General features: G+C 52.2%; 20 protein-coding genes. 9 read left to right on the forward strand and 11 right to left on the reverse strand.

Annotation, left to right across the window (positions count from 1 at the left end):
- Positions 1-109: 109 nt before the first annotated feature.
- From AC27N8_RS34655 to AC27N8_RS34670, 4 genes are all read left to right on the forward strand, one after another.
- The gene (locus tag AC27N8_RS34655; RefSeq protein ID WP_487074184.1) at positions 110-1,036 is read left to right on the forward strand and encodes a 2-oxoadipate dioxygenase/decarboxylase family protein; all 927 of its coding nucleotides are present in this window, start codon (positions 110-112) and stop codon (positions 1,034-1,036) included.
- A 61-nt stretch (positions 1,037-1,097) separates the two neighbouring features.
- Positions 1,098-2,693, forward strand: a complete 1,596-nt coding sequence (locus tag AC27N8_RS34660) for an FAD-binding oxidoreductase (RefSeq protein WP_487074186.1) — start codon at positions 1,098-1,100, stop codon at positions 2,691-2,693.
- Between the two features lie 256 nt (positions 2,694-2,949).
- Complete coding sequence (locus AC27N8_RS34665; protein WP_487074188.1) at positions 2,950-3,693, forward strand: metallophosphoesterase family protein; 744 nt, start codon at positions 2,950-2,952, stop codon at positions 3,691-3,693.
- 162 nt (positions 3,694-3,855) lie between these two features.
- Complete coding sequence (locus tag AC27N8_RS34670; protein ID WP_487074190.1) at positions 3,856-5,145, forward strand: L-lactate MFS transporter; 1,290 nt, start codon at positions 3,856-3,858, stop codon at positions 5,143-5,145.
- A gap of 8 nt (positions 5,146-5,153) precedes the next feature.
- Here AC27N8_RS34670 and AC27N8_RS34675 read toward each other — a convergent pair whose 3' ends face one another.
- Entirely contained in the window at positions 5,154-5,687 is a 534-nt protein-coding gene (locus AC27N8_RS34675; protein ID WP_487074192.1) for a DinB family protein, read from the reverse strand.
- 262 nt (positions 5,688-5,949) lie between these two features.
- On the opposite strand from AC27N8_RS34675, the gene AC27N8_RS34680 reads away from it, so the two are divergent.
- From AC27N8_RS34680 to AC27N8_RS34690, 3 genes are all read left to right on the forward strand, one after another.
- A complete protein-coding gene (locus AC27N8_RS34680) occupies positions 5,950-6,957 on the forward strand; it encodes a phosphotransferase enzyme family protein (RefSeq protein ID WP_487074194.1) in 1,008 nt (335 codons plus the stop codon).
- A gap of 162 nt (positions 6,958-7,119) precedes the next feature.
- Positions 7,120-8,136 carry an amidohydrolase family protein gene (locus AC27N8_RS34685; RefSeq protein WP_487074196.1) on the forward strand — a complete coding sequence of 339 codons (1,017 nt, stop codon included), beginning with the start codon at positions 7,120-7,122 and terminating at the stop codon, positions 8,134-8,136.
- A 62-nt stretch (positions 8,137-8,198) separates the two neighbouring features.
- The gene (locus AC27N8_RS34690; protein WP_487074198.1) at positions 8,199-10,733 is read left to right on the forward strand and encodes a tetratricopeptide repeat protein; all 2,535 of its coding nucleotides are present in this window, start codon (positions 8,199-8,201) and stop codon (positions 10,731-10,733) included.
- 1 nt (position 10,734) lies between these two features.
- Here the strand turns inward: AC27N8_RS34690 and AC27N8_RS34695 are convergent, their stop codons facing one another.
- The 4 genes from AC27N8_RS34695 to AC27N8_RS34710 are packed head-to-tail and all read right to left on the reverse strand — an operon-like array spanning position 10,735 to position 14,408.
- Positions 10,735-11,145 carry a hypothetical protein gene (locus AC27N8_RS34695; protein ID WP_487074200.1) on the reverse strand — a complete coding sequence of 137 codons (411 nt, stop codon included), beginning with the start codon at positions 11,143-11,145 and terminating at the stop codon, positions 10,735-10,737.
- Between the two features lie 41 nt (positions 11,146-11,186).
- Positions 11,187-11,897: a hypothetical protein gene (locus AC27N8_RS34700; protein ID WP_487074202.1), complete on the reverse strand. Its 711-nt coding sequence runs from the start codon at positions 11,895-11,897 to the stop codon at positions 11,187-11,189.
- A gap of 2 nt (positions 11,898-11,899) precedes the next feature.
- Positions 11,900-13,690 carry a hypothetical protein gene (locus AC27N8_RS34705; protein ID WP_487074204.1) on the reverse strand — a complete coding sequence of 597 codons (1,791 nt, stop codon included), beginning with the start codon at positions 13,688-13,690 and terminating at the stop codon, positions 11,900-11,902.
- Between the two features lie 58 nt (positions 13,691-13,748).
- A complete protein-coding gene (locus AC27N8_RS34710) occupies positions 13,749-14,408 on the reverse strand; it encodes a hypothetical protein (protein WP_487074206.1) in 660 nt (219 codons plus the stop codon).
- A gap of 330 nt (positions 14,409-14,738) precedes the next feature.
- On the opposite strand from AC27N8_RS34710, the gene AC27N8_RS34715 reads away from it, so the two are divergent.
- The gene (locus tag AC27N8_RS34715; RefSeq protein ID WP_487074208.1) at positions 14,739-15,302 is read left to right on the forward strand and encodes an energy-coupling factor transporter transmembrane component T family protein; all 564 of its coding nucleotides are present in this window, start codon (positions 14,739-14,741) and stop codon (positions 15,300-15,302) included.
- A gap of 90 nt (positions 15,303-15,392) precedes the next feature.
- Here the strand turns inward: AC27N8_RS34715 and thiO are convergent, their stop codons facing one another.
- From thiO to AC27N8_RS34740, 5 genes are all read right to left on the reverse strand, one after another.
- Positions 15,393-16,514, reverse strand: coding sequence for a glycine oxidase ThiO (thiO, locus tag AC27N8_RS34720; protein WP_487074210.1), 1,122 nt, complete (start codon positions 16,512-16,514; stop codon positions 15,393-15,395).
- Between the two features lie 103 nt (positions 16,515-16,617).
- Positions 16,618-16,965, reverse strand: coding sequence for a hypothetical protein (locus AC27N8_RS34725; protein WP_487074212.1), 348 nt, complete (start codon positions 16,963-16,965; stop codon positions 16,618-16,620).
- 212 nt (positions 16,966-17,177) lie between these two features.
- The gene (locus tag AC27N8_RS34730; RefSeq protein ID WP_487074214.1) at positions 17,178-18,338 is read right to left on the reverse strand and encodes a S53 family peptidase; all 1,161 of its coding nucleotides are present in this window, start codon (positions 18,336-18,338) and stop codon (positions 17,178-17,180) included.
- A gap of 470 nt (positions 18,339-18,808) precedes the next feature.
- Entirely contained in the window at positions 18,809-20,227 is a 1,419-nt protein-coding gene (locus AC27N8_RS34735; RefSeq protein ID WP_487074216.1) for a spinster family MFS transporter, read from the reverse strand.
- 218 nt (positions 20,228-20,445) lie between these two features.
- Positions 20,446-21,009 carry a hypothetical protein gene (locus AC27N8_RS34740; RefSeq protein WP_487074218.1) on the reverse strand — a complete coding sequence of 188 codons (564 nt, stop codon included), beginning with the start codon at positions 21,007-21,009 and terminating at the stop codon, positions 20,446-20,448.
- Positions 21,010-21,592: 583 nt separating this feature from the next.
- Here AC27N8_RS34740 and AC27N8_RS34745 point away from each other — a divergent pair.
- Positions 21,593-21,925, forward strand: coding sequence for a thioredoxin family protein (locus tag AC27N8_RS34745; RefSeq protein ID WP_487074220.1), 333 nt, complete (start codon positions 21,593-21,595; stop codon positions 21,923-21,925).
- 41 nt (positions 21,926-21,966) lie between these two features.
- Here the strand turns inward: AC27N8_RS34745 and AC27N8_RS34750 are convergent, their stop codons facing one another.
- Complete coding sequence (locus AC27N8_RS34750) at positions 21,967-22,275, reverse strand: hypothetical protein (RefSeq protein WP_487074222.1); 309 nt, start codon at positions 22,273-22,275, stop codon at positions 21,967-21,969.
- Between the last annotated feature and the right edge of the window lie 179 nt (positions 22,276-22,454).

Genomic DNA, 22,454 nt, shown 5'->3' on the forward strand with positions numbered 1-22,454 from the left:
AATGAGCTTATAGTCTGGATGCAAACGTCCACTACAACTTTGTGGTAGGATTATTGAAGGGGCAAGCAGAGGCTCTATTTTTGTCTGGTTGGTGAAAGGAGAAGATGTAATGCGTGAATCGCAGATAGCTGTGACCCACTTTGAGGTCTTGCAGCAGGTGCTGGCTGGCCTGATGAGGCGTTATCAGCAGCGGGTACCGAATGTAGCAATGATCCTGGAGGCGATGACGCAGGAGGGGATTATCGCTAATGCGGATGAAGCTGAGAATGATCATATCGCCTTTCGTACGTTGGGGGTGGAACATCTTGGGATTCAGTCGTTGGAGAAGATCTTTCTACACTATGGGTACGAGAGGCGCGATGCCTATGATTTTCCTGAGAAGAAATTGGACGCTTTCTGGTATCATCCGCCCCGGCCTGATCTCCCACGTCTCTTTCTGAGCGAGCTGCGGGTCTCTGATCTGACTCCCGAGGCTCAGCACATCATCCATTCCTATACCGATGAGGTGAAGGCTGATCCTGTCGATGCGCTTGATCTCGATGATGCTGGGCAGGTAGATTCCTTTCTCCATCATGCGCTGTGGCGCTTGCCGACATGGAGCGATTATCAATTTTTGCAGGCCGAGAGCGAGTATGCAGCCTGGGTTATCTACAATCGCTACTATCTCAATCACTTCACGATCGCGGTGCATAATCTGCCAGATGGCTATGATACGATTGCCAGTTTCAATGCTTTCCTTGAGCGACATCATTTTACGCTCAACGATGCTGGTGGAAAAGTGAAAACGAGTCCGGATGGCAAGTTGCTGCAAAGTGCGACGGTTGCCGAGATGGTTTCGGCACGCTTTGCTGGCGATGAAGAGCATGCTATCGCAGGATCGTATGTCGAGTTTGCTGAGCGTCGTCCTCTGGATGCTTTTGCACAGATGCCACGTTATCTGCTGCGGCGCGAGCATCGCCGCGAAGGCTTCGAGGCTAATAATGCGGATCGCATTTTTGAGAGCACGTATAGCAGTCAGACACACGAAGCGAAATAATCCAGGCATAGTCATTACCAGCAGTAGAAATAGTAGAAGTAGAGCAAGTAGAAAAACTGTCATGTATCGAATACAAACGCGAGCACCGCATGGAAGCGTCGCTGAACCCATGGAAATCCTCACCGACATCGCAGAGCTTGAAGCCGTCGAGCGCGACGCCGCCAACTATCCGGGCGGTAAGGCCGCTGGTCTGGTGCGTCCTCGCAATGAGGCGGAGATTGCGACCATCTTGCAGCGTTACGACAAGATTTTACCGATCGGAGCCCAGTCCTCGCTCACGGGAGGCGCTACTCCGCGTGGCGAGGTGGTGCTCAGTCTGGAGCGACTGAACCGTATCCTGGATTTGCGAGCAGAGAGCGTACGCGTCCAGACAGGTATCTCGCTGAAAGCTCTCCAGGAAGCTCTGGCGCTGGAGAACAAATATTACCCGCCGGTGCCATCCTACAATGGAGCCAGCGTGGGAGGCGTTATCGCTACCAACGCAGCAGGCCCTGCTACCTTTAAATATGGTACTACGCGTTCCTGGGTCCAGGCTCTGACCGTCGTGCTGGCCTCTGGAGAGGTTCTCGATCTTGAGCGGGGACAGTGTCTGGCACATCCCGATGGCTATTTTGAGCTGGTCGGCTTGACTGGTAGTATGCGTTTGTCCATCCCGAGCTATCAGATGCCTGGGGTGGCAAAATGTTCGGCGGGCTACTATGCGGCTCCACAGATGGATCTCATCGATCTCTTTATCGGCTCGGAAGGGACGCTGGGCGTGATCACTGAAGCGACCCTCCAGGTGGTGGCTCCTAAGCCTGAGATCTGTCTCGCGCTGGTTCCCTGCGCTTCAGAGGAGCAGGCACTTGCACTCACCGGGCAGCTGCGCGACCTCTCGCTCACTACGCGGCTGGCTGGCAATGTGCACGGATTAGATATCAGCGCTATCGAGTATATTGATGCCCGCTCGTTGGAGCTCCTGCGCACAGATCTCCGTGAAAAGCGCAATAATGTCTTCTTGAAGCCTGATATCCAGACGCTGCTACTGATCCAGCTTGAGCTGCGTTCGGAGCAGGTCGAGCGCGCCTACGATGATATCGCACTGGCTTTTGAGTCCGATGCTCCCGATGTGCCTCTCGTCCAGCTGGTACGCCTCCTCGACGCGCACGATCTCCTCGATGAGACGGAATTGATCCTGCCTCAAGAGCAGCAGCGCATTGAGCAGGTCTATGCGCTACGCGAAGCTGTCCCGATTGGAGTCAATGCGCACGTCCTGCGGGGTCAGCGCGAGATCAATCCCGGCATCACCAAGATGGCCGCCGACATGATCGTCCCCTTTGAGCATCTAGACGCTATGATGCGGATCTTTCGCACTGGCTTCGCGTCCCGTGGACTCGACTACGCGATCTGGGGACATATCTCCGATGGCAATATGCATCCCAACCTCCTGCCCCACACTTTTGAGGATGTCCAGGCCGCTCGCGACCTGATCTTCGACTGCGGACGAGCCGTGATCGCCCTCGGAGGCTCGCCTCTGGCCGAACATGGCGTCGGACGGAATCCTATCAAGCAAGCTCTCCTCAAAGAACTCTATGGAGAACAAGGCATCCGGCAGATGCAGGCTGTCAAGCAAGTGCTAGATCCACAGGGGAAGCTGGCATCGGGCAATATCTTTTAAAAAGTAGCGCCGTGGTCTTGTGCCCGGCGGCCTCGTGACGTACGAAACGTTCAATTTTTTCAATCTGTTATTCTTGATCGAAATGAAATGCAATTGTGCATACGGGGGCTGATATTGATCTTTTACGTGTGTGAACTGGTCGCCGGGCACAAGACCACGGCGCTACGTTGGTGCACGTTTGTTTCGTGGGGGAGCGTATTTTCCATCTCTGATTGTATTGTATGCTAAATATATAAAAACAATTTTAGGAGTAAAGATGAAGATCGCTGCACTTTATGACATCCATGGGAATTTGCCGGCGCTGGATGCGGTATTAACCACGTTGGATGAGATACAACCTGATCTGATTGTGGTTGGAGGCGATATTATTTCTGGTCCGTTGCCGGCGCAGACGTTGGAGCGTCTCATGCAGATCGGTGAGCGGGTACGCTTTATCCGTGGCAATGGAGATCGAGAGGTTGTGATGGCTTTTGATGGGCTGGCGTTCGGTGCAGATACGTCGGAGGAGGTGATTAAGGAGGCGCGTTGGGTGGCTGGACAGTTGACACGCTCTCAACGCGATTTCCTGGGGGCTTTGCCGGAGCAGTTTGCGGTGGAGTTGGCTGGATTGGGACGTCTCCTGTTTTGCCATGCGACTGTGCGTAACGATGAGGAGATTTTTACTCCTTCTACCGCCGATGAGCGTCTGGCTGAGATCTTTTCTGGTGTTACGCAGGATATTGTGGTCTGTGGACATACGCATATCCAGTTTGAGCGTCGGATTGGCGATCTGCGGATTGTGAACGCGGGAAGCGTCGGGATGCCTTTTGCCGATCAGCCGGGCGCGTATTGGCTCTTGCTGAGTCCCGATGGCTATGAGTTCCGACGCACAGACTATGATCTGGCGGCGGCGGCGGCGATCATTCGAGCGAGTGGCAATCCGCAGGCACAGGAGTTTGCGGCGGAGAATGTGCTGACGGTCCCGACCGCCGCTGAAGCTGTGGAGATCTTCGAGCGCTAAACTTCTCTTTTTCACGTATATTCGGTATACTTGCTGTGAGAGGAAGCTTACTATCACGGCGTTATGTGGTAGGTCACAGCCTGGCTGATAAAGTCTGTTGTCGAGGTGTACAAACGGCTGTTGTCTGGCTGAAGTGTATCCGAATGTATGGGAGAATTGTTTATGAGCAGTTCATCTGTTGGTACCACAACACTTCCGAATCGTTGGCTGATTGCGTTGGCTGCCTTTGTTTTGCAGCTCGCTCTTGGCTCTGTTTACGCCTGGAGTGTGTTCTCCAAGCCAATCGCGGCGCTATTTGATGGCGTGGCGGCGGCAAATGTCACCGCAGCGCAACTGGCGCCGATTAGTCTGACATTTTCGATTACGTTGTTGGCTCTTGGCATCACCGCTGCCTTTGGAGGATATCTCCAGAATCGCTACGGTCCCAGAATCATCGCTACCGCTGGAGGAGTCCTCTATGGACTGGGTATTATCCTGGCGGGGATCACCTTGCCTGCGCATAATGTCTATGTCCTGTATCTCACCTATGGAGTGATCGGCGGTATTGGTATTGGATTGGCGTACATTGTCCCGCTGGCGATGCTGCTGCGCTGGTTCCCTGATCGTCGCGGCTTTATCACCGGCCTGGCCGTCGCTGGATTTGGTCTGGGCGCATTGTTGATCGCACAGACGGTCCCGTCACTGCTCAGTCCGAAATCGCTGGGCGTTGCATCGACATTTACCTACTTAGGCATCATCTATCTGGTCGTGGTCGCTGGCGCGGCACAGTTCTTCCGGAAAGCCCCCGATGGCTACGCTCCAACTGGTTGGACACCGTCTGCAACTGATCAGGCGATACGTTCCGATCGCGATTATACTCTGTCAGAAGCGCTGCGCGAGCCGCGCTGGTATGTGCTCTGGCTGATCCTGGCCCTCAATGTCACCGCCGGGGCCGCTTTGATCGCCGTGGCCTCGCCGCTGGCACAGAAGTTTACTGCTGTCGAGCCGGGTACCGCAGCCCTCTTTGTTAGCATCATTTCGATCTTTAATGGCCTGGGACGCTTGCTGTGGGCGTGGCTCTCTGACATAATTGGTCGTCCGTTTACCTTTCTCTTGATCTTCGTCGTGCAAATTCTGGCCTTTTTCTTCCTGGCGCAGATTGGTGCTGGCGGCTTTGCCCTCTTGCTCATTCCAGGGGCTCTGATTGGTCTCTGCTATGGGGGAGGATTTGGGACGATGCCCGCCTTTGCGGCCGATTTCTTTGGCTCGAAGAATTCAGGCATGATTTATGGCGCAATGTTGACGGCCTGGAGCGCCGGCGGCATCGTGGGTCCGATTCTGATCTCCAACATGGATTATCATACGGCTCTGTATGTAATCGTTGTGATCCTGATTGTCAGCTGTGCCTTGCCGCTGCTGGCGCGGTTTTTGGCGCGACGCCAGCATAACGATATGATCGAAGTCACAGCCTGACGACGGCGTTAAGACTGCTGTGTGGCCTGGAGTCCTTTTTCAATCCAATTGAGATGCTGGCTCTCGTGATGAGCGTTGGTGATGAGGACTCCTCCAATCGTGCCGTCGTTCCAGGGGGCGCCGGCAACTGGCTCGCCGAGTTGTTCGTCGCTGAGCTGCGCCAGCAGGGATAAGGTTTCCTGGCGGGCTTGCTCAAGATTAGCCAGTCGTGTCGCCATATCGTCGTCGCGATGAGCATCGACATACTTCTGGTTCTGATGATGTATCCAGGCCATCACCTCCCCTTTGTTTTTCGCTCCCAGACGACTAAAACCGACAGGATCTTCAGCTCCGTTGAGTGCTCGCTTGATCATCTTCTGAAAGGATTGCTCGATCAGGGTGAGGTGGGCCAGATGGTCCTTGGGACGCCACGGAGCTCCATCAGGATCTTCGCTCTCGGTACAGATCGTGTCAAGCTCTTCTGGCGTAAAAGCTCGATAACGAGCTAACAGTGTTTCATGCTCTTCGGCGAGCGCGTGCAAGATCTCTTCTCGTGTGTGCATCGATGAACTCCTTTGTGAGGTGCTGTAACTTCTCTTGGTTGTGTCAGTGCCAGATTGTATTATAAGCGTAGTTTCGTGGCAAATCAAATTACTCACTAAAATGTATTTTGTGGTATATTTAGAGTCCGACGGCTTTTTTACACCGTTAAACCTATTAATATGCATATAGGTGTTGCGACAGGACACCAGAGGGAGGCGCTTATGATTTATACACATACTTCTACTATTACAATAAACAATCAAATTGTAAGGAGAAATCATCTTGTCGCATATCACTTATGGCATCTCAGAAGGTACGAGCCAGACACGTCCTTTTCCTGTCACATCCTCAATCCTCTCAGTGCCTGCATTACTCGCTGAGATTCTTCCACGCTACGATCTGGGAAACCAGGTGCGCTGTATCTTTCTGGCACGTGGCGTCAATGACAGTTATCTGGTTCAGACGTCCGGGGCAAAATATATCTTGAGAGCATATCAGGCGGGCTGGCGTACGCTCTCTGATGTCCTCTACGAACTAGAGGTCTTGATCCAGTTGGAGCAAACAGGTCTCCCTGTATCCGTACCCGTGGCGCAGCGCGATGGAGAATATGTGTGTACTCTTCAGGCTCCTGAAGGGATAAGGCACGTTGTCCTGTTTACATACGCGCCCGGAGAAGCGCTGGATCGTCATGATGCTACCGATAGCTACTATCATGGCAGAGCCATCGCTGACCTCCACAATGCCGCAGATCATGTTATCAGCATACATGTACGCGCTCCGCTTGATCTTGCCTATCTCATCGATTGGTCGCTTCAGACAATCGAGCCGCTCCAGACCTGTTCAGCAGACGATTGGCGCTATGTGCTGGATCTGTCTGAGCGTCTACGCTCTCGTGTGCGGCAATTTGCGCAGCAAGGACTGGACTGGGGTGTGTGTCATGGAGATTGTCATATGCTCAACGATCATATTGACAATGACCGGCGCATTACCTTCTTTGACTTCGATTGCTGTGCCACAGGCTGGCGTGCGTATGATCTTGCCATTATGCGCTGGTGCGAAGGCTTTTACAAGTTGGACCCGGGCGATCTTCTCTGGCAGGCGTTTCTCAAGGGATACACCGAGAAACGACCCATCAGCGAGATTGATCTGGCAAGTATTCCTACATTTGTTGCTCTCAGAGAGATCTGGCACACCGCTCTGATTGCCTGGTTGCAACCGAGCTCAGGCGTCCAGGGATTTGATGACACTCTGCAAAGAACGATCCGACTCTTGAGAGAATGGGAAGATTGATACTCTACCGGCATGAATCACGTCTGAGGATCATACAAGAACGATACAGGCAATTTGGGAGAGCATTTCATATCCATTTGAAACTCCCTCCGATTGAGTTGGATTCAATGGTCTTGCGCCCGATGTCTACGCTAATCGCGTCAAAAGAAAGGATCATTTCCTATGGGAATCCGGATGAAAATCATTGCACTTGAAGAACACTTCCAAACGATAGCAATCAAGGAGGCTGTAGAGAAACTGGTATCCGGCCCGCAAGTTCAACAGGCTCTGACGTTCCCTGCTTCTCTCTCCAGTCAACTGGCCGATCTTGGAGAAGGACGTTTGCAAGATATGGACAAGACTGGCATTGATGTCCAGGTCCTTTCACACACCACCCCAGGCGTGCAGATCCTTCCAGCGGCGGATGCCGTGCCGCTTGCCAGAGATACTAATGACCAGCTTGCGGCAGCTGTCAAAGCACATCCAGATCGCTTTGCTGGTTTTGCAACCTTGCCAACACCCGATCCCGAAGCTGCGGCGCAAGAGCTAGAGCGAACGGTTCGCGTCCTTGGCTTCAAGGGGGCATTGATCAATGGACGCACGGGCGAACGCTTTCTCGACGATCCCGCTTTTCGTCCGCTGCTGGAAATGGCGGAAGCACTGGACGTCCCACTCTACATTCATCCCACCGTGCCATCGAAAGCCGTACAAGATGCGTACTATGCGGGGCTTGATCCTGCCATCAGCATTGCTCTGGCGACTGGTGGCTGGGGCTGGCATATGGAAACAGGTATCCATGCGTTACGTATGATCGTGGCAGGCGTGTTTGATAGGTATCCGAAGCTCCAGATCATTCTCGGCCACTGGGGAGAAATGATCCCGTTCTATCTTGCGCGCACGACTCTTGTGATGGAGGCTCTCCCTCCTGCGCAACGCTTACAGCGATCCGTTGCGGACTACTTCGCACAAAATTTTTATGTGACGCCTGGCGGCCTGTTCACCGTGCCGCCATTCTTGCTCACACTTCAGATTATGGGGGCGGACCGCATCATGTATGCCGTCGATTATCCGTACGGTGCAGGGGAGGAAGCCAGGAAATTTCTTGAGGATGCGCCGATCAGTCCTGCTGACAAGGAGAAGATTGCTCATCTGAACGCTGAAAAGGTACTCAAACTCTCGGTTGACGCCTCGGGGAAATAAACATATACTGCTCATGCAGAGCTTTATTTGTTATCTTGACTTTCCCGCGCCAGGAGCAATCTATGCCGTTTATTAAGAGAAACAGTTCCCAGGTTTCTCATGATGTTCAGAAGCTCTTTATCGGACGAGAAGATGAGCTGCTTTTTTTTCTTCAACATATTGTTGAACCGGAAGAGCCTCAGTATAATATTATCTCTATTTCGGGTCAAGGCGGTGTGGGCAAGTCGACGTTGCTCACACGCTTGATCACGGAGATACATACCGATGCTTTCAAGGATTATTGCTTGACGGCGATTGTCGATGAGCGACAGTTTACTCCCGCAGATCTGATGGGGAAGTTGGCTGATCAATTGCATATGATGGGGAGCTTTGAGAAAACATTCAAGCGTTATAAGGAGGCGTTGCGCAAGGTCCAGGCGGAGCCGGAGACGTTACAGGATGTCGTTTTGCGCAAGGCTCCTGATCTGACGGGGGCCACGATTGAAGGTGTGCCGCTGGTTGGTCCGCTGCTGCGCGAGGGAGTCGCGTCAACGACCGAATATCTTATCGCAAAGTATCAATCGAACCAGGTGAGCAAGGATAAAGAGCGGCTGGAAAATCCTATCGATGACCTGACTACGGCGTTTGTGGAAGAGCTGAATCGCCTGACCGATGCTCAGGTGATCTCCAGTGTGACCGGGGCAAAGCGTCAGCGCCGCATCTTTCTGTTTTTTGATACCTTTGAACAACTCGCCTCTGTGGCTGCTCCCTGGCTGCTTGACTATTTTCTTGAGGCGAACATCAGTAATAATGTGGTGCTGGTCACGGCGGGACGCGATGGTATTGAGCATTCGACTCCCGATGGCTTAAAGCCCTGGTTGCCCTATCTGGCGAGCCAGAGTATCTACTCGATCCCTCTGGATAGCTTTACGGCCGACGAGACGCGTGCCTATCTGGCCAGGCAAGGCATCACCGATGCTGATCAAGTGGCCACGATCCAGCAACTCTCAGGAGGACTTCCACTCTACCTCGCCTTGCTGACCTCGAATCCGCTGGGAAAGATCGATCCCACCAAAGACGTCGTGATCAATTTCTTGCGCTGGATACCAGAGCATGAAGGAGTCAAGCGTCAGTTGGCGCTGGATGCCGCTCTGCTCTCGCGTCCCTTTACGATGGATGATATTGAGGTGTTTCCTTATGTCAATGTGGCGGAACGTGCTAACCTCTATCAGTGGCTGATTGACCTGCCATTTATCCGCACGAGTCCGCTCGATGGGCGGCATAGCTATCACGATCTCGTGCAGGCGCTTTTCTGTCGCCATCTTCATCAGCGCTCCCGCAAAGACTATTATGCGACCAGGAAAATTCTCGCCGCCTACTATAAAGAGCAGTTGGCGACTTTGCAGGAGGATCGCTATACGCCTAATGTATCGCATATCGAGCAAATGAGATCTGTCTATCGCCTGGATGAGTGGCTCGAACTGGCTTTAGCTGTCGTCTATCAGCTCTTTTTGCTACCCGATACCGCCAGCCATTGGGAGGCGGTCGATCTGATTCTACGCGCCTATGAATATACACATCAGATAGAAGAGATGATCCGCTTTTTATACAAATTAATTCAGGATCAGCCACATAATCTTCTAGGACCAGGAGCGCGGCACTCGATCGAGCTCTTGCTGGCCTATATTGAAGCTGATACGCCGACCGTTCCCTGGGAGGCGCTACTGACGGCCGCAGATAATGTTTTGAATGCTGTCGCCAATGAACCATCATTTTCGGCCGAACTTTTCGCCTATATTTATCGCAAGCGTGGCTTTGCCTACAAACGGTTGGGAGAGTATCAGAAAGCGATCGAAGATTATAATCATACGATTGAACTGTATCCGACCTACGCCCGTGGCTACTCGAATCGTGGTAGCGCCTACCGAAGCCTGGGGATGTATCAGGAGGCGCTGGCGGATTATGGTGAGGCGTTGAAATATCGACCAAATTATACCTGGGCTTATACTGGTCGCGGGCAAATCCATATTTTGTGTAAAAATTATCCTCTGGCTCTTCAGGATTTTAGTCGCGTGATCGAGATCGAGCCAAAATATCGCTGGGTGTATTTCTGGCGTGGCCTGACATATCTCTGGCTACAAGATCATGCGCATGCGTATGCTGATTTTGAGCAATGTTTTGTCCTGAATGCAGGCGATCCCCGTCCCGGCTGGATGCTGCTCTGGTTAGACATAGAGAAGCGACCGCCAGTTGAGGATATCATCGAGCGTCTGGCCGTTGTTGTAGCCCAGAAGCCTCAATCTTTCTGGGCATCGCTCTGCCGAGCCGTGGAATTGTGGCTCCGTGGATACTTTGAGGCGGCGCAGGCTCTTTTGGAGCATACGAATATGTTAAAACTGGAGGACACGTATAATTATGTCTGGCATGTCTATTTCTGGCAGGCCATGATCGCTATCTCTCAGGAGCAGTATCCTGCTGCCCGGGCTGCGATAGAAAAAGCTCTCTCCGAGGGATTACCTCCGCTGCTGCTCCGAGCACTTTCCTGGTTTGAACAGGAGAAGCCCGATTTTTATCAGACGGAGATTATCCCGCTACTGACTCGCTATCGTGTTCTCTGATTCATTGAATGATCCCTTCGGAGTGCAGGTCGGAGCGTAGCTCGTCGCTGAGATTTCTGGGAATGCGGAACCACCAGGGATGCTGAGCGGTGCCCAGGGATTTCTGTAGCTCGGTTGTCTGCTCGATGAAGCGGCGATCAATCGCGTAGACAACACTGTGCAAGCGCTCACTTAGAGGCTGCGGCGCTTGTTGGATGATCTGTTCCAGGGTATCTCGGGTGCTCAGATCATTTGTATATTCATAGATAGAATCGTCGTAGCCCTGGGTTACCTGATCCACGAACTTGTTCCATTTTTTGAGCAATGCGTCCAGTGTGAGTTGACGTTTGGCACGAGCAGAGAGTGGCGCGAGGATCGATTCTACAAAACGGCTCTCGTCGGGTGCCAGCGGGAATGTGTTATTGTTGTTCATGAAAGATTGATCTCCTCAAGAATAGTATTTGCTTCATTTGTTTAAGGCGTCCCGCCAAATTTTGTGACCTGACTGATCCAATAATCCAGGCCATCTGTTGGTTTAAAATAGGTGCGAATGATGCCGTCAGCGGTCTTGACGCCAAATTCATTGGTGGTTGGATTATAATACATCGTGTCGCCGTTCGGGCGGGTAAATTGGCTGATATCATCGCCACCATTGGTCAGCTTGCGAGCGTCCTGGAGATATTGATCCTGAGAGATATCGCCGAACTCGTCTCCATGCTTTTCATAGTGATCGGTTAGCTTTTGTTCATCGGCAAAGTTGCTCTCAGCTTCCGCGCTTTGCGAACCCTCTGCGGCTTCTGATGCTTCTGCCGTCTCTGATGCCTCAGCAGCGGCAGCTTCAGCCTCAGCGGCTTCGGCGGCGGCAGCTTCAGCGGCGGCAGTCTCGGCGGCAGCGGCTTCAGCAGCGGCGGCGGCCTCGGCTTCGGCGGCAGCCAGTGCAGCAGCTTCAGCAGCTTCGATGGCAGCGGCTTCAGCAGCGGCGGCCAGTAGAGCTGGCAGTGCTACCGCCAGAATTCCTGCCAGGATGGCGACGGCAACCAGAGCTGCGATCGCGGCTCCTGTAGTCCCAAAGCAGTCAGAGAGGCTGCCGCAGTTATCGGCTCGCGCAGGGAGAGAGGTGGCTATCGTCAAGAGGATCAGTAGCACAGCCCCGGCGAGTCCCTGTCGTACACGTCTTCCGAGCATACTTATATTCCTTCCGACTGTCTACCAGGCGCAGGAGTCCTGTCCTGAGACGCTGTTACCTGCGGCACTAACACACTAAAAACGAGTAGCGATAAGCAGACACCTATCAGTAACCAGAGAAATGTACCGCTATTCGTATCCGATAGCGTGGGCAGGTTTGGCGCCGCTGTGAGCAGAAATTGTCCTAACAGATAGGATATGAAAACACCTATGATCAGGCGTACAAGCAGCGGAATTTTGGTGACGAGACGTGTCCAGGCGGACCAGAATGTCAGGCGCGGAAGCCAGACCATCCGTGCCAGCAAGATCAGCGCCAGGAAGGTGAAGATGATAACTACCTCGATGAGTGAACCGATAAAGGCCGAGAAGAGTAGCGTCATAGCAGCGGCCAGCAAAAGCGCTCTGGCGATGAGTGGCAGGCGGCGTGTAAAAGCCGGTCGGAGGTCGGCTTGATACAGTCCTGTCATAAGACGTCCGATCCGCTGCTTCAGCGGCGGCTCTTGTTCTACCCGATAAGCGCTGATGCCTCTGATGACGCAGGCGATGACCGCAACTCCGATGATCAGGCTTTTCAGCGATTGAGGATAGTAGGTCGCCGATAACGGTGGAGATGAGTTGGTCCAGCTCCAGAGGATTCTGATGTAGAGGGGGACCGATAATGTCCAGGCATAGACGAGCGCTCCCTGTAATATAGCTGTGAGTCCTACACGTATCCATACGAGAGCAATCTGTCGGCTCTTGAGGAAAGGGCGCAGGCTCAGTAGAAGGAATTTGGCTGTCAGCGTCGGCATGACGGTTAACAAGAAAAATAAGACGTAAGTGACGAGCAGTGGTATCCGTAGGAAAAGAAAGGCGCTCAGTGGATTGTCGGTATACAGATACGTTGATACCTGGGGGCCTGTGACAAAGAAATCTCCCAGTGCAAATCCTAGCGTGAGGAGCAATCCAAATTGAGCACTGAAGGCTCCTACACAGGCGGCAATGAGCAGGAGTGGTAATGAGCCGGTAAAGGTCTCGCTTCCCATATAGGAGTCCTGAATCCCAAAACTCCAGTGAAAGCTTCCTTGCAAGAGGCCAAAGAGAAAGATAAGCGTGGGCGTGATCAATGATAACCAGGGCCAGGCGGTTAAATAGATACCATCATGCCATGCCTCCGACAGCACCATTGAGTAACGTCGTAGCAAGATAGGCACGCGTACCCACATCACTTCGATCATGTTCTCCGGGAAGGTCTGAGGAGCAGCGGGAAGTGTCGGCTGGCGTGTTGTGCGCATGCTCGCAGGCGGAAGCGAATTTCTTCGTTCGACAAACGGAATTTGAGTTGATTGGGATGGTAATAGAGGAGTAGCTCGAACAGTAGGTTGGATCATGGCATTTGCAGGTAGAGGCGTGGCGTGCATGGCCTGTTGCATTAGCATGTTCTCAGGCATGGTCGGCTCAAGACTGCTTTGTCGGCTCATTGGAGAGGATGCAGGTTGCGTTGGTTGTAATGGTTGTTGCGTTGGCGGTTCCGGCTGTGTTGGTGGTTCCGATTGTTGCGTTGGTGGTGGTAGAGATGCTGTAGGTGCGTCCTGCACCGCTTCGTTATGCGCGGTGATGGAGGGTAGCGGCGATTGCGACGATACCGGTGGCGGATTGTATTCGGTTGGCAAGTCGCTGAGAGGTTGAACGGGGACCGCGTTTATGGCGCTACCACAGCGTACGCAAAATCTCGCCTGTGGCGGATTGTCCATGCCGCAGGTATGACAGATAATGAACTCCTGTCCCTGGGGCTGTCCTTGTGATGATGGCATCCCAGATCCCTTTCCGTTTGTCTGGCTAAACAGAAGATGATGCATGTTGCATCAGGCGTTATACGTTGCTGCTTTCAGTATGCTGCCGCTGCGCGCGTGTTCGTTGTAGGATGAGTGCGCGACGACTCACTATGCCTAGTATAGCCCCATAGGTGACATGCCCAAGCATTGAGACGCTGAGAAATTCATTAAATGCCTGGATATGGAGCCAGCCTGGATAGATTAAGAGCATCATCGCTTCCAGCCCTAGCGCCCACAGGATGCCAGTCCACCAGCCACGCGGAGCAAGCAGGATGGCGTATGCAATGGCGAAGAGTATGCCGTTGGCGTAATGGTAGATGATGCCGATGGTATTGGCGAGGCCCGTTGCGGTTTGTGCTCCAGCGATAGCGCGTCCGAAGAGGGGGAAGATCTCGAAGGGCCAGAAGGTAAAGTGGAGCACAGTGACCGTGATCCAGCGAATCAGGTCGTAGCAGAGTGTGGCCAGAAAACCTGCAAGCAGTCCTGCACGCATACGATGTACAATTTCCACGCGGGCAGGAGGTGTCAGGTTGCGCCAGGTGAAGGTTCCTACTGCCGCAACGATGATGGCTGCCGCCACAAGGGATAATCCCAGAGAGATGTGAGCGAATACGTAGACAAGTAGGGAGGCTCCCGTCGCTAACGGCAAGGCTGCCAGTAATAACCAGTAGCGTCGTTCTTTCGTATTTAATTTCATCTGTTCCTCAAAAATAAAGCGGTAAAGGAAATTCCACCAGGGAAAATCGATTTTGCTGCCGCTGCTGCGGGGAATAGGTGATGTTGGCGACTGCGTATAACGCTAAGAAAGCATCTGATTTGTTGCTAATGCTGAGATAATCATTATTTTAGCAGGAATTGAGGCCAAAAGATAGTGTCGGTGGACTTTGAAAACCTTTCTACGCTTATATCCCAGGTATGCTATCGATTTTTGGGAAGAAAAGCAGCAATGCATTCTTTGTACTATAATTGAGATACGCGTATTTATAGTAACGAATGAGTCACAGATTGATTAAAAAGGAGGCATCTTATGTATCAGCAGCGACGTCCTTTTCAGGGGTTGGCGGGCGGAATTTTTATGCTTTTCACGCTGTTAGCGATCTTCTCCCATGGTTTGTTCTTACCCATTTTCATGGTTGGCCTGGGGCTGACCTCCCTTTTCGGAGCTATTGGCTCAAGCAATAACCGGCAGGGAGCCTATGGTGGTTTTCTTGGTTTTGTCTTTTTTCTGGGAGTAGCTGCATGTGCTTTCTTTGACTGGTGGTGGCCAGGTATTGTGGTGACCGTCGCGATTGTGGCTATCTTGAGCTCGTTTTTGAGAACGATGCGTCCAAATGTGATGGGAGGAAGATTTGGGAACACAGCTCAACAACCACCAATCTATCAGCCCCCGCAGCCATATGCTGGCCCTCCACAAGAGCGCTATCAGCCACCAGTTCCTCCTTATGGAGGCTATCAGCAAGGATATCAGCCGTCGCCGCCGCCTGCGAGCTATCAGGAAGGTGGCAAAATCTATGATGCACCATCGACAGGCTCTAACTACGATCAGCCTCAGCTGGAGTATCCGCCGCAAGAGATGCCTCCACAACGTTGATGATGTATGGTTTTCTGATGAGCCCTTCCAGGACGCTGTTAGCGCATCATGTCTGGACAAGAAAACAGAGTCATTTATGTATGAAGTGCTTTACAGGAAGCGCTCGACCCCAAAGGGCTGGATGATTGCAGGGACCTGTCCCGTTGTGATCACTTCGGCCATCGCTTGTCCGGTGATGGCGCTGAGTATGAAACCATTGGCGCTGTGCCCGGTTGCCAGCTGGACATTCTCCCAATGAGGAGCTGGTCCGAGGATGGGATAGCTGTCGGGCGACCAGGGGCGGAGTCCCGACCACATGCGGGCTATGTTCGCTCCTTTGAGGGCCGGGACGGCTCTGATGGCACTGTTGAGCAGGGTGGAGATGCCTTCGGCGGTGATGTTCTTTTCGAAGCCTGCCTGCTCGATGGTCGCTCCGACGTAGATGGTGTTGTCGAGTTTGGGGGCGAGATAGATATGCTCGTCGAAGACGATGTGCTTGAGAGGCGTCGCGGGCTGCTGGAGGGCCACAATCTGTCCGCGCATCGGGCTGATGGGGAGCGAGAAGCCGAGCCAGTCGCTGAAGCGCGCCGACCATGCTCCACAGGCGATGATGACTTGCTGGCAGGCGATGGTCTGTCCTGTGAGCGTCTGGACTCCTGTGGCGCGGCTGCCGCTGTGCTCGATGGCGATGACTTCGCTGTGCTCGATGATCCTCGCTCCCTGACGACGTGCGGCTTCCGCGAAAGCTCTGGTCATCAGAGGAGGCTTCATACTGATCTCCTCTCCGGAGTAGATCGCATATTGTACCTGCTCGCTGAGCAGCGGCTCGCGGGCACGCAGTTCGGCACCGCTGAGCCAGGAGACCTGGAGTCCGAGCTGTTGCCAGAAGGCATATTTTTGTTGGAAGGTGTCGAGATCGTCTGTGTAAGTTGACATGTTCAGCGCTGGCAGCCGATTGGCCTCTATCTGGATGCCACTGATCTCTTCAAGCGTGGGGATCAGCTCTGGATATAGTAACCAGCTGGCCATACGTAAATCCAGATACGCTCCCGGCTCTGAGCTGTATCCGAGCGGGGCAATTAAGCCCGCAGCAGCACTTGAGGCTTCGGAGGCGATCTGTTCTCGCTCGACAATGGTCACCTGGACGCCCGCTTTGCTCAGATAATAGGCAATTGAGCAGCCGATGACTCCAGCACCAATAATCACAACATCGGTCGTAGCATATTCGCTCACAGAATAGTCCTTCCAGGGATAGTCGTAGACGCTGATCATGATGCTTTATTATTACGCATCGGTGATGGTCGATGTCAATGGTATAGCACGTTTAGCGTCGCCTCTAGCGCCAGGTAAAATTGATACGGATCATGGCCTCGATATAAGGTGGCATGGTGCGGGGCTCCTCTTCGCTGCTGGCATGGATGGTGGTGAGCAGATCGAATGCCTTTTGCTTGTTCCATTTTTCTCCGGTCGGGATCAATTGCTGCGCCGTATCTTTGGCTTGCTGAACCAGACGGCCTTGCTTGATCCAATCTTCGCAGTGATAGGCTGCAACCCAGTTGATATTTTTTCCGTCAAAGGTGATCCAGATCTGCCAGAGGTGCGTCTGCGGATGCTGCTTTCCTCCGATGGCGTATTGAAAGTATGCTTGTGGCGAGAGGTCATCGCTTATTTTCCATTCAGGCATGGTTCTGCTTTCTTTCTTCTTCACAAAAATTTGCGATCTGTCTGTCTATCTTGGAGCGTTTATCTATAGATCATAGCAATTTCTTGCAGAGTTGTCACGTGTCATCGTGGAGGAAAAAGAAGGAGATCAGGTTTCTAAGCGTAAATGCCAGGGACGATCCGCATCGATCATTCCTGGCATGTGTGTGAGCATCCTGTGTCTGGTCAGCGGGTCTAGAAGCAGGCTGTTCCGTTTGGCGAGCCCAGTCCGCCCTGATAAGAATAGCGAACGCTGCCAACCTCAAAGAGGCAGCCGGTCGAATATTTGGTCCATGGAATGCTCGCTGGATATTGGGTGGTCGTCGCGTTGCCGGCCAGTGCATAGACGGCGGCGATGATAGGAGCTGACTCGCTGGTGCCACCGACCTCCAGGTAGCCACTGTAGCCATAGGTGTCATAGACCTCGGCACCTGTGCTCGGATTGGCATCTGCAGAAACGTCAGCGACAGCACGCTTGCTGCATGATGTGACGCTGGCAACTTCGTAGGATGGTTTCGTGACGGAGCTACAACCACCTCCTGCACCCGACCACTTGGTCTCTGAACCGCTGGAGTTCAGTGTGGTGCCGCCAACGGCGGTGACATATTCGCATGCCGCTGGATACTCGATACCCAGGCCGCTATCGCCGGTACTGGCCGTGATGGCGACGTAGGTGTGATTGTAGTATGAGCATGTGCCCGATGAGCCACCGTAGCTGTTGCTGACCGCGACCGCACCAGCGGCGACAGCGGTGTTGACGGCTGTGCCTAGATTAGCTGTGGTCGGTGAACTGGCTTCGACCAGCAGGATATGGCAATTCTCGCAGATGGCGCTGACCATATCCAGATCGAGCGAGATCTCAAGACCCCAGCCGGAATCGCTGGCAGGTAAGCTTGAGCCACCAGTCTGATTGACAATCTTCAGACATCCGCTGGCCGTCGTACAGGCTGGGAGGCCATAATGTGAGCGATAGGTCGCCAGGTCGCTGGCCGCTTTAGGATCGTTGTACGCGTCGACAATTGCGACCGTTGGCGTGCCGGAAGCACTCGTGGGTAGATTGTAGGCTGCGTGGAAGTTGGCCGGGCCGTAAGGGGCGCTCCCACCGGTCGGGTTCGCAAGCGGGTTGATGGTCTGATTGGTCTGGGCATTGTAGGCAACAAGTGCGTTACAGAAGGCCATGCCAGCCTTTGTTGTCACGCTACAAGCGCGATGCCAGGAGATCGTTGGCGCGACGGTCGCGGCCTTTGTCGCAGGAGCTGCCATGGCAACGGGCGTTACTGTGCTGCACCACGTAAAAAATGTGAGTGCAACAAGCATGGCAACTGAACAGATTGGAGAGGTGATGTACTTTCGCAATGGTTCCTCCACTGAAAGTGCATAAATATGCACATGAAAAAAAGATCCATTTTCCATGTTGCTAAAGGGTTGCATTACAAAAGGGTAACACTTTGCTTGGATACGGTCGCCAGTCGAGCATTTCCTGGGAGCCGTCTGAAAGAGAAATGAGCGACTCACACGGGATGACATATGTAGATGCATCCTGATGAGCACAGGCGATGATTCATTGATAGTTGGCGTGTATCAACGTTCACCAATACATACAGTATAATCTAAGATGTAGTTTATTTCAATCCTTATTGCATGAAATTCTTTCTTGTAAAGCTCAACTATTCAAATTATATTCATTTGATCTATAGTCACTCTATTCTGTGTATTGGTCTGTTTTAACCAATGTTGTGCTCTGTCAAAGGTCATCGTGCCGATACGGTGAGTCGCTCACCGCCGTAGCGTCAGGCCCAAGACCTGACGCTACGGCTCATAAGATGCTATTGTTCGGCCTGGATGGCGGCTTCGACGTCGGATTTCATCCAGCGGGAGCCCAGTATGCCGACGAGTCCGGCGATGGCGAGGGCGGGTGTACAGGTGATCATAATGGCCAGGCCAAGTTCGTTGCCTGCTATATTTTGGGCGAAATGTTGTCCGTGTGTGGGGTCAAAGTTGGTGGCCATGACTCCGATAATGGTGGGGGCGAAGGCATCTCCGAGCAGGTGTGCGAAGAATAATGAGATGGCGATCGATGACGAGCGCAGCCAGGATGGGACGATATCCTGAGTGGCGGCGGTGCTGGGTCCGTTGTAGACGGCGAGCAAGCTAACTGTGAGGAAGAGGAGGATTGAGAAGATGATGAAGTTACGTGTTTCGAGTGTCAAGATGACGAGTGGGGCACAGATCAGAAAGCTGATGCCACAGACCAGGACGCGTGCACCGGCGTAGCGGCGTTGCAGCAGATCGGAGAAGATTCCTCCCAGAATGTTGCCGGTCACGCCTGCCAGAATGATAATTCCTCCCGAATAAACTCCTGTGATTTGCTGGCTGAGATGAAAGGTGTCGACTTGCTGGAGGTAGATGGGGAGATAGGTGACATTGACTCCAAGCACAAAATAAGCAAAGATCTGGACGATGATCAGTACGACGAGCGTTTTGATGCTGAGTAGCTGTTTGCTCTGCTGGATGAAGGTCTGCGATTTCTGGTTTGGCTTGCTCTCGGCTATGTGTGGGAGGGGGATCTCGGTCCCGATTGGCTCAAGGTCGTTGGCAATGTGTGCCACCTCTTCCTCATCGGCTTGATTGCGCTGAGGCTCACGAATGCGCCAGCACAGAAAGGCGACCAGGAGTCCCGGGATGGCTGCAAAGAGAAATCCTTCGCGCCAGAGTCCTATCCCCGCCAGTAGACCTCCTACGGCGTAGCCGATAAAAACTCCGACATATTGGGCCACATTCCAATAGCTCATGATGCGTGCACGCCGCTTCCTGGGAAAGAAATCGCTGAGTAGCGCTGTGCCAGCAGGAAAATAACCGGCCTCGCCGACTCCAAGGAGCATGCGCGAAAAGAAGGCAAAGATAAAATTGCCAGCGAAGGCTGTCAGGGCCGTCGTGAGGCTCCAGACGGTGACGCTGAGCGCGACGACGTTCTTACGTGAGGCACGATCGGCCCAGAGTCCAAGCGGGATGGTGGTGAGCGTGTACATGATGAGAAAGGCTGAGGCGATATAGCCAAGTTGCGCTAACGAGAGGTGCAGGTCCTTCGAGATCGCGTTTGAGGCTCCGATGAAGATGTTACGATCCAAATAGTTTAAGAAACTGATGATGAAAAAGATTGTGAAAACATAACGAGGATAACGACGTGTTTTGCTGGTTCCGGTTGGGATCATCGTGTCAGCCTGGGAAGAAACATTCTTCTCCATGATAACCTCCAGGAGGGGGCATACTAGCGATACAATAGAAATCGTTGCCTTCTCTACGATATCATAAAAAGAACTGAATTAGAAATGTGGATGCTTTTCTACTGCGTAAGCAGGCAGGCAAAAAACAAAGAGCACGAACGTGAACACTATGGTATGTCCGTGCTCTTTGCTGGGATACGAGGATAAGATATGAGATACCGTCTTCATTGCAAAGTGTATTACCAGATGATGGTGCCTAGATGCTGGAGGGTCGCCAGCGCGACGTCGATGGTTTCTGCCGCCACATTGATTTGTGCTTTGATCTGATCGATGGATCTCCTTCCGTCGATCAACTCATAGACGGTACGCAGGATGGTGCGTTGCTCAGGAGTATAATGGGCGAGCATAAATGGGTTTAATGGATTTCTGACGCGTGGAATAATTGGCGAGCTCGGTGACATCCGCATCGGCCCGGCCGGCGAAAAAGATTGTGGGGTCGGTGGCAATGGACGTACTCCCGATGAGGAGTATGTCGCTGGAGACATATTGGTATTTGAGATTCCTTCCTCAAAACTAACCTGCCACTCTTCTACGGTCGAAAGACGCTCAAAGGCGTCCTTCCCCTCTAACCGTCCATTGGACCATTCGATGACACTTTGTCCAATGTGACCCCTCTGTAATGAGATAAGCCCATTTCCCCAATGACCATTCATCTTGATTTTGCAAGAGAGAGTACCTGATTTGTTGCGTAACAATTTTAACAACGTCTGCAAATCTAAATAGTAGGTTTTTCTCTCAGTCACAATCACAGCCTCAAAACTAAATATGCTTACAACAATAACTATCTATGTACGCACTAAGGTATCAATCTCCAAATACTTGTGACAGAAAATGTACACTTCTCACAAATTTGTACCATACAAAAAGTAAGTACCCGCTGAGCCTGATACGCGCGTTTAGATAACGAGCTAGAAATAGCCTCCCTAATAGTATCATATACAAGAATTAAGTATAACACAAGAGTTACCCCCAAAATGCCAAAGCTAGTACTTACTATCTATGGAGATGAGCGAAATTCCAGTCTAATGAGTATCTGAATCTCCGTTATAGCTATGATGTATTATGAGCATATATATCCTGATTTGTTTGAAGGCTTAAAATGTATATGAGATCTGATTTATAGATATGAGATCTTATCATGAGATAGTAGGTTATATGCAGATAGCATGGATGTCTGTGTATATTCTTTGGAAGAAAGAACAACAGGAGATAGAAATGAACAAGTCCATAGCGCTTTTGGCATGCAAAAGTGCATGCATATTTTTGAGCATCTTCTCGTTAGTAGGATTGGCAAATCCCATCAGTCATGCCTCAGGTAGCTCGCGCATGCGTAGGGCATCGACCGCAGACATCATCCAGGTCTTTAACGAATCGGAATTGGAGCAACAAGTGCAAAGACCAGGGCTAGTTGTCGTTCTGGTCTATATTCCGACGTGTGATGCCTGTCAGGCAGTTATTCCGCAATATGAAAACATCGCTAATCAGGGAATGCCTGTAACGTATCTGCAAGTCAATTTTGAGGCTATTCCAGATGTGATTGCACGCCTGCAAATTACATCAGTGCCGACATTCATTCTGTATAAAAATGGTTCAGCGATGCAGACTCTGTCTACTACAGATATAACGCAGCTACAGGGTGCTATTCAGCAAAATATGTAATTGGGTTTGTCGCAGGCATCATCGCTTGCTTGTCGGAGGAGCTAGAAATCGTCGTCGTCGTCAGATTGTTCGAGCCGCGCGAGATGTTCATGCAGGATGCGTAGATCGGCAGGTGTCAGGCCCGCCTTTTGGCTGCGTTGTGCCAGGAGAGCATCATAGCGTCCATCTGTGCTGGCATGTGCATCGACAACGCGCTTGAATGAGCGCAAAAGCACTTCTTCATTTTGCGCAAAGGTAGCATAATTGCCGGCCGCTCCTCCGGCATTGACCGCAAAGCGTCGACACGCCGCCAGCATGCGTATACAGCGTCTCTCATCCTCGCGTAACATTATATCTTCTGATTCTTGCATGATTAGTTGTACCTTAGCGGGCGTAGTCTATTCTTATAGCCAAATTATCTGGTTTCTATGACTGTCGAGCAAGTTTATCATAACATGGAAAGTCTATGCTTTTTGATGTCCCACTCGACGTACGATCAGGCGAGCCAGCGTGAAGCGCCGAGATGCTGCTGTCTCGTACGAGCTACAGG

The organism is Dictyobacter sp. Z7_2, from assembly GCF_057551105.1.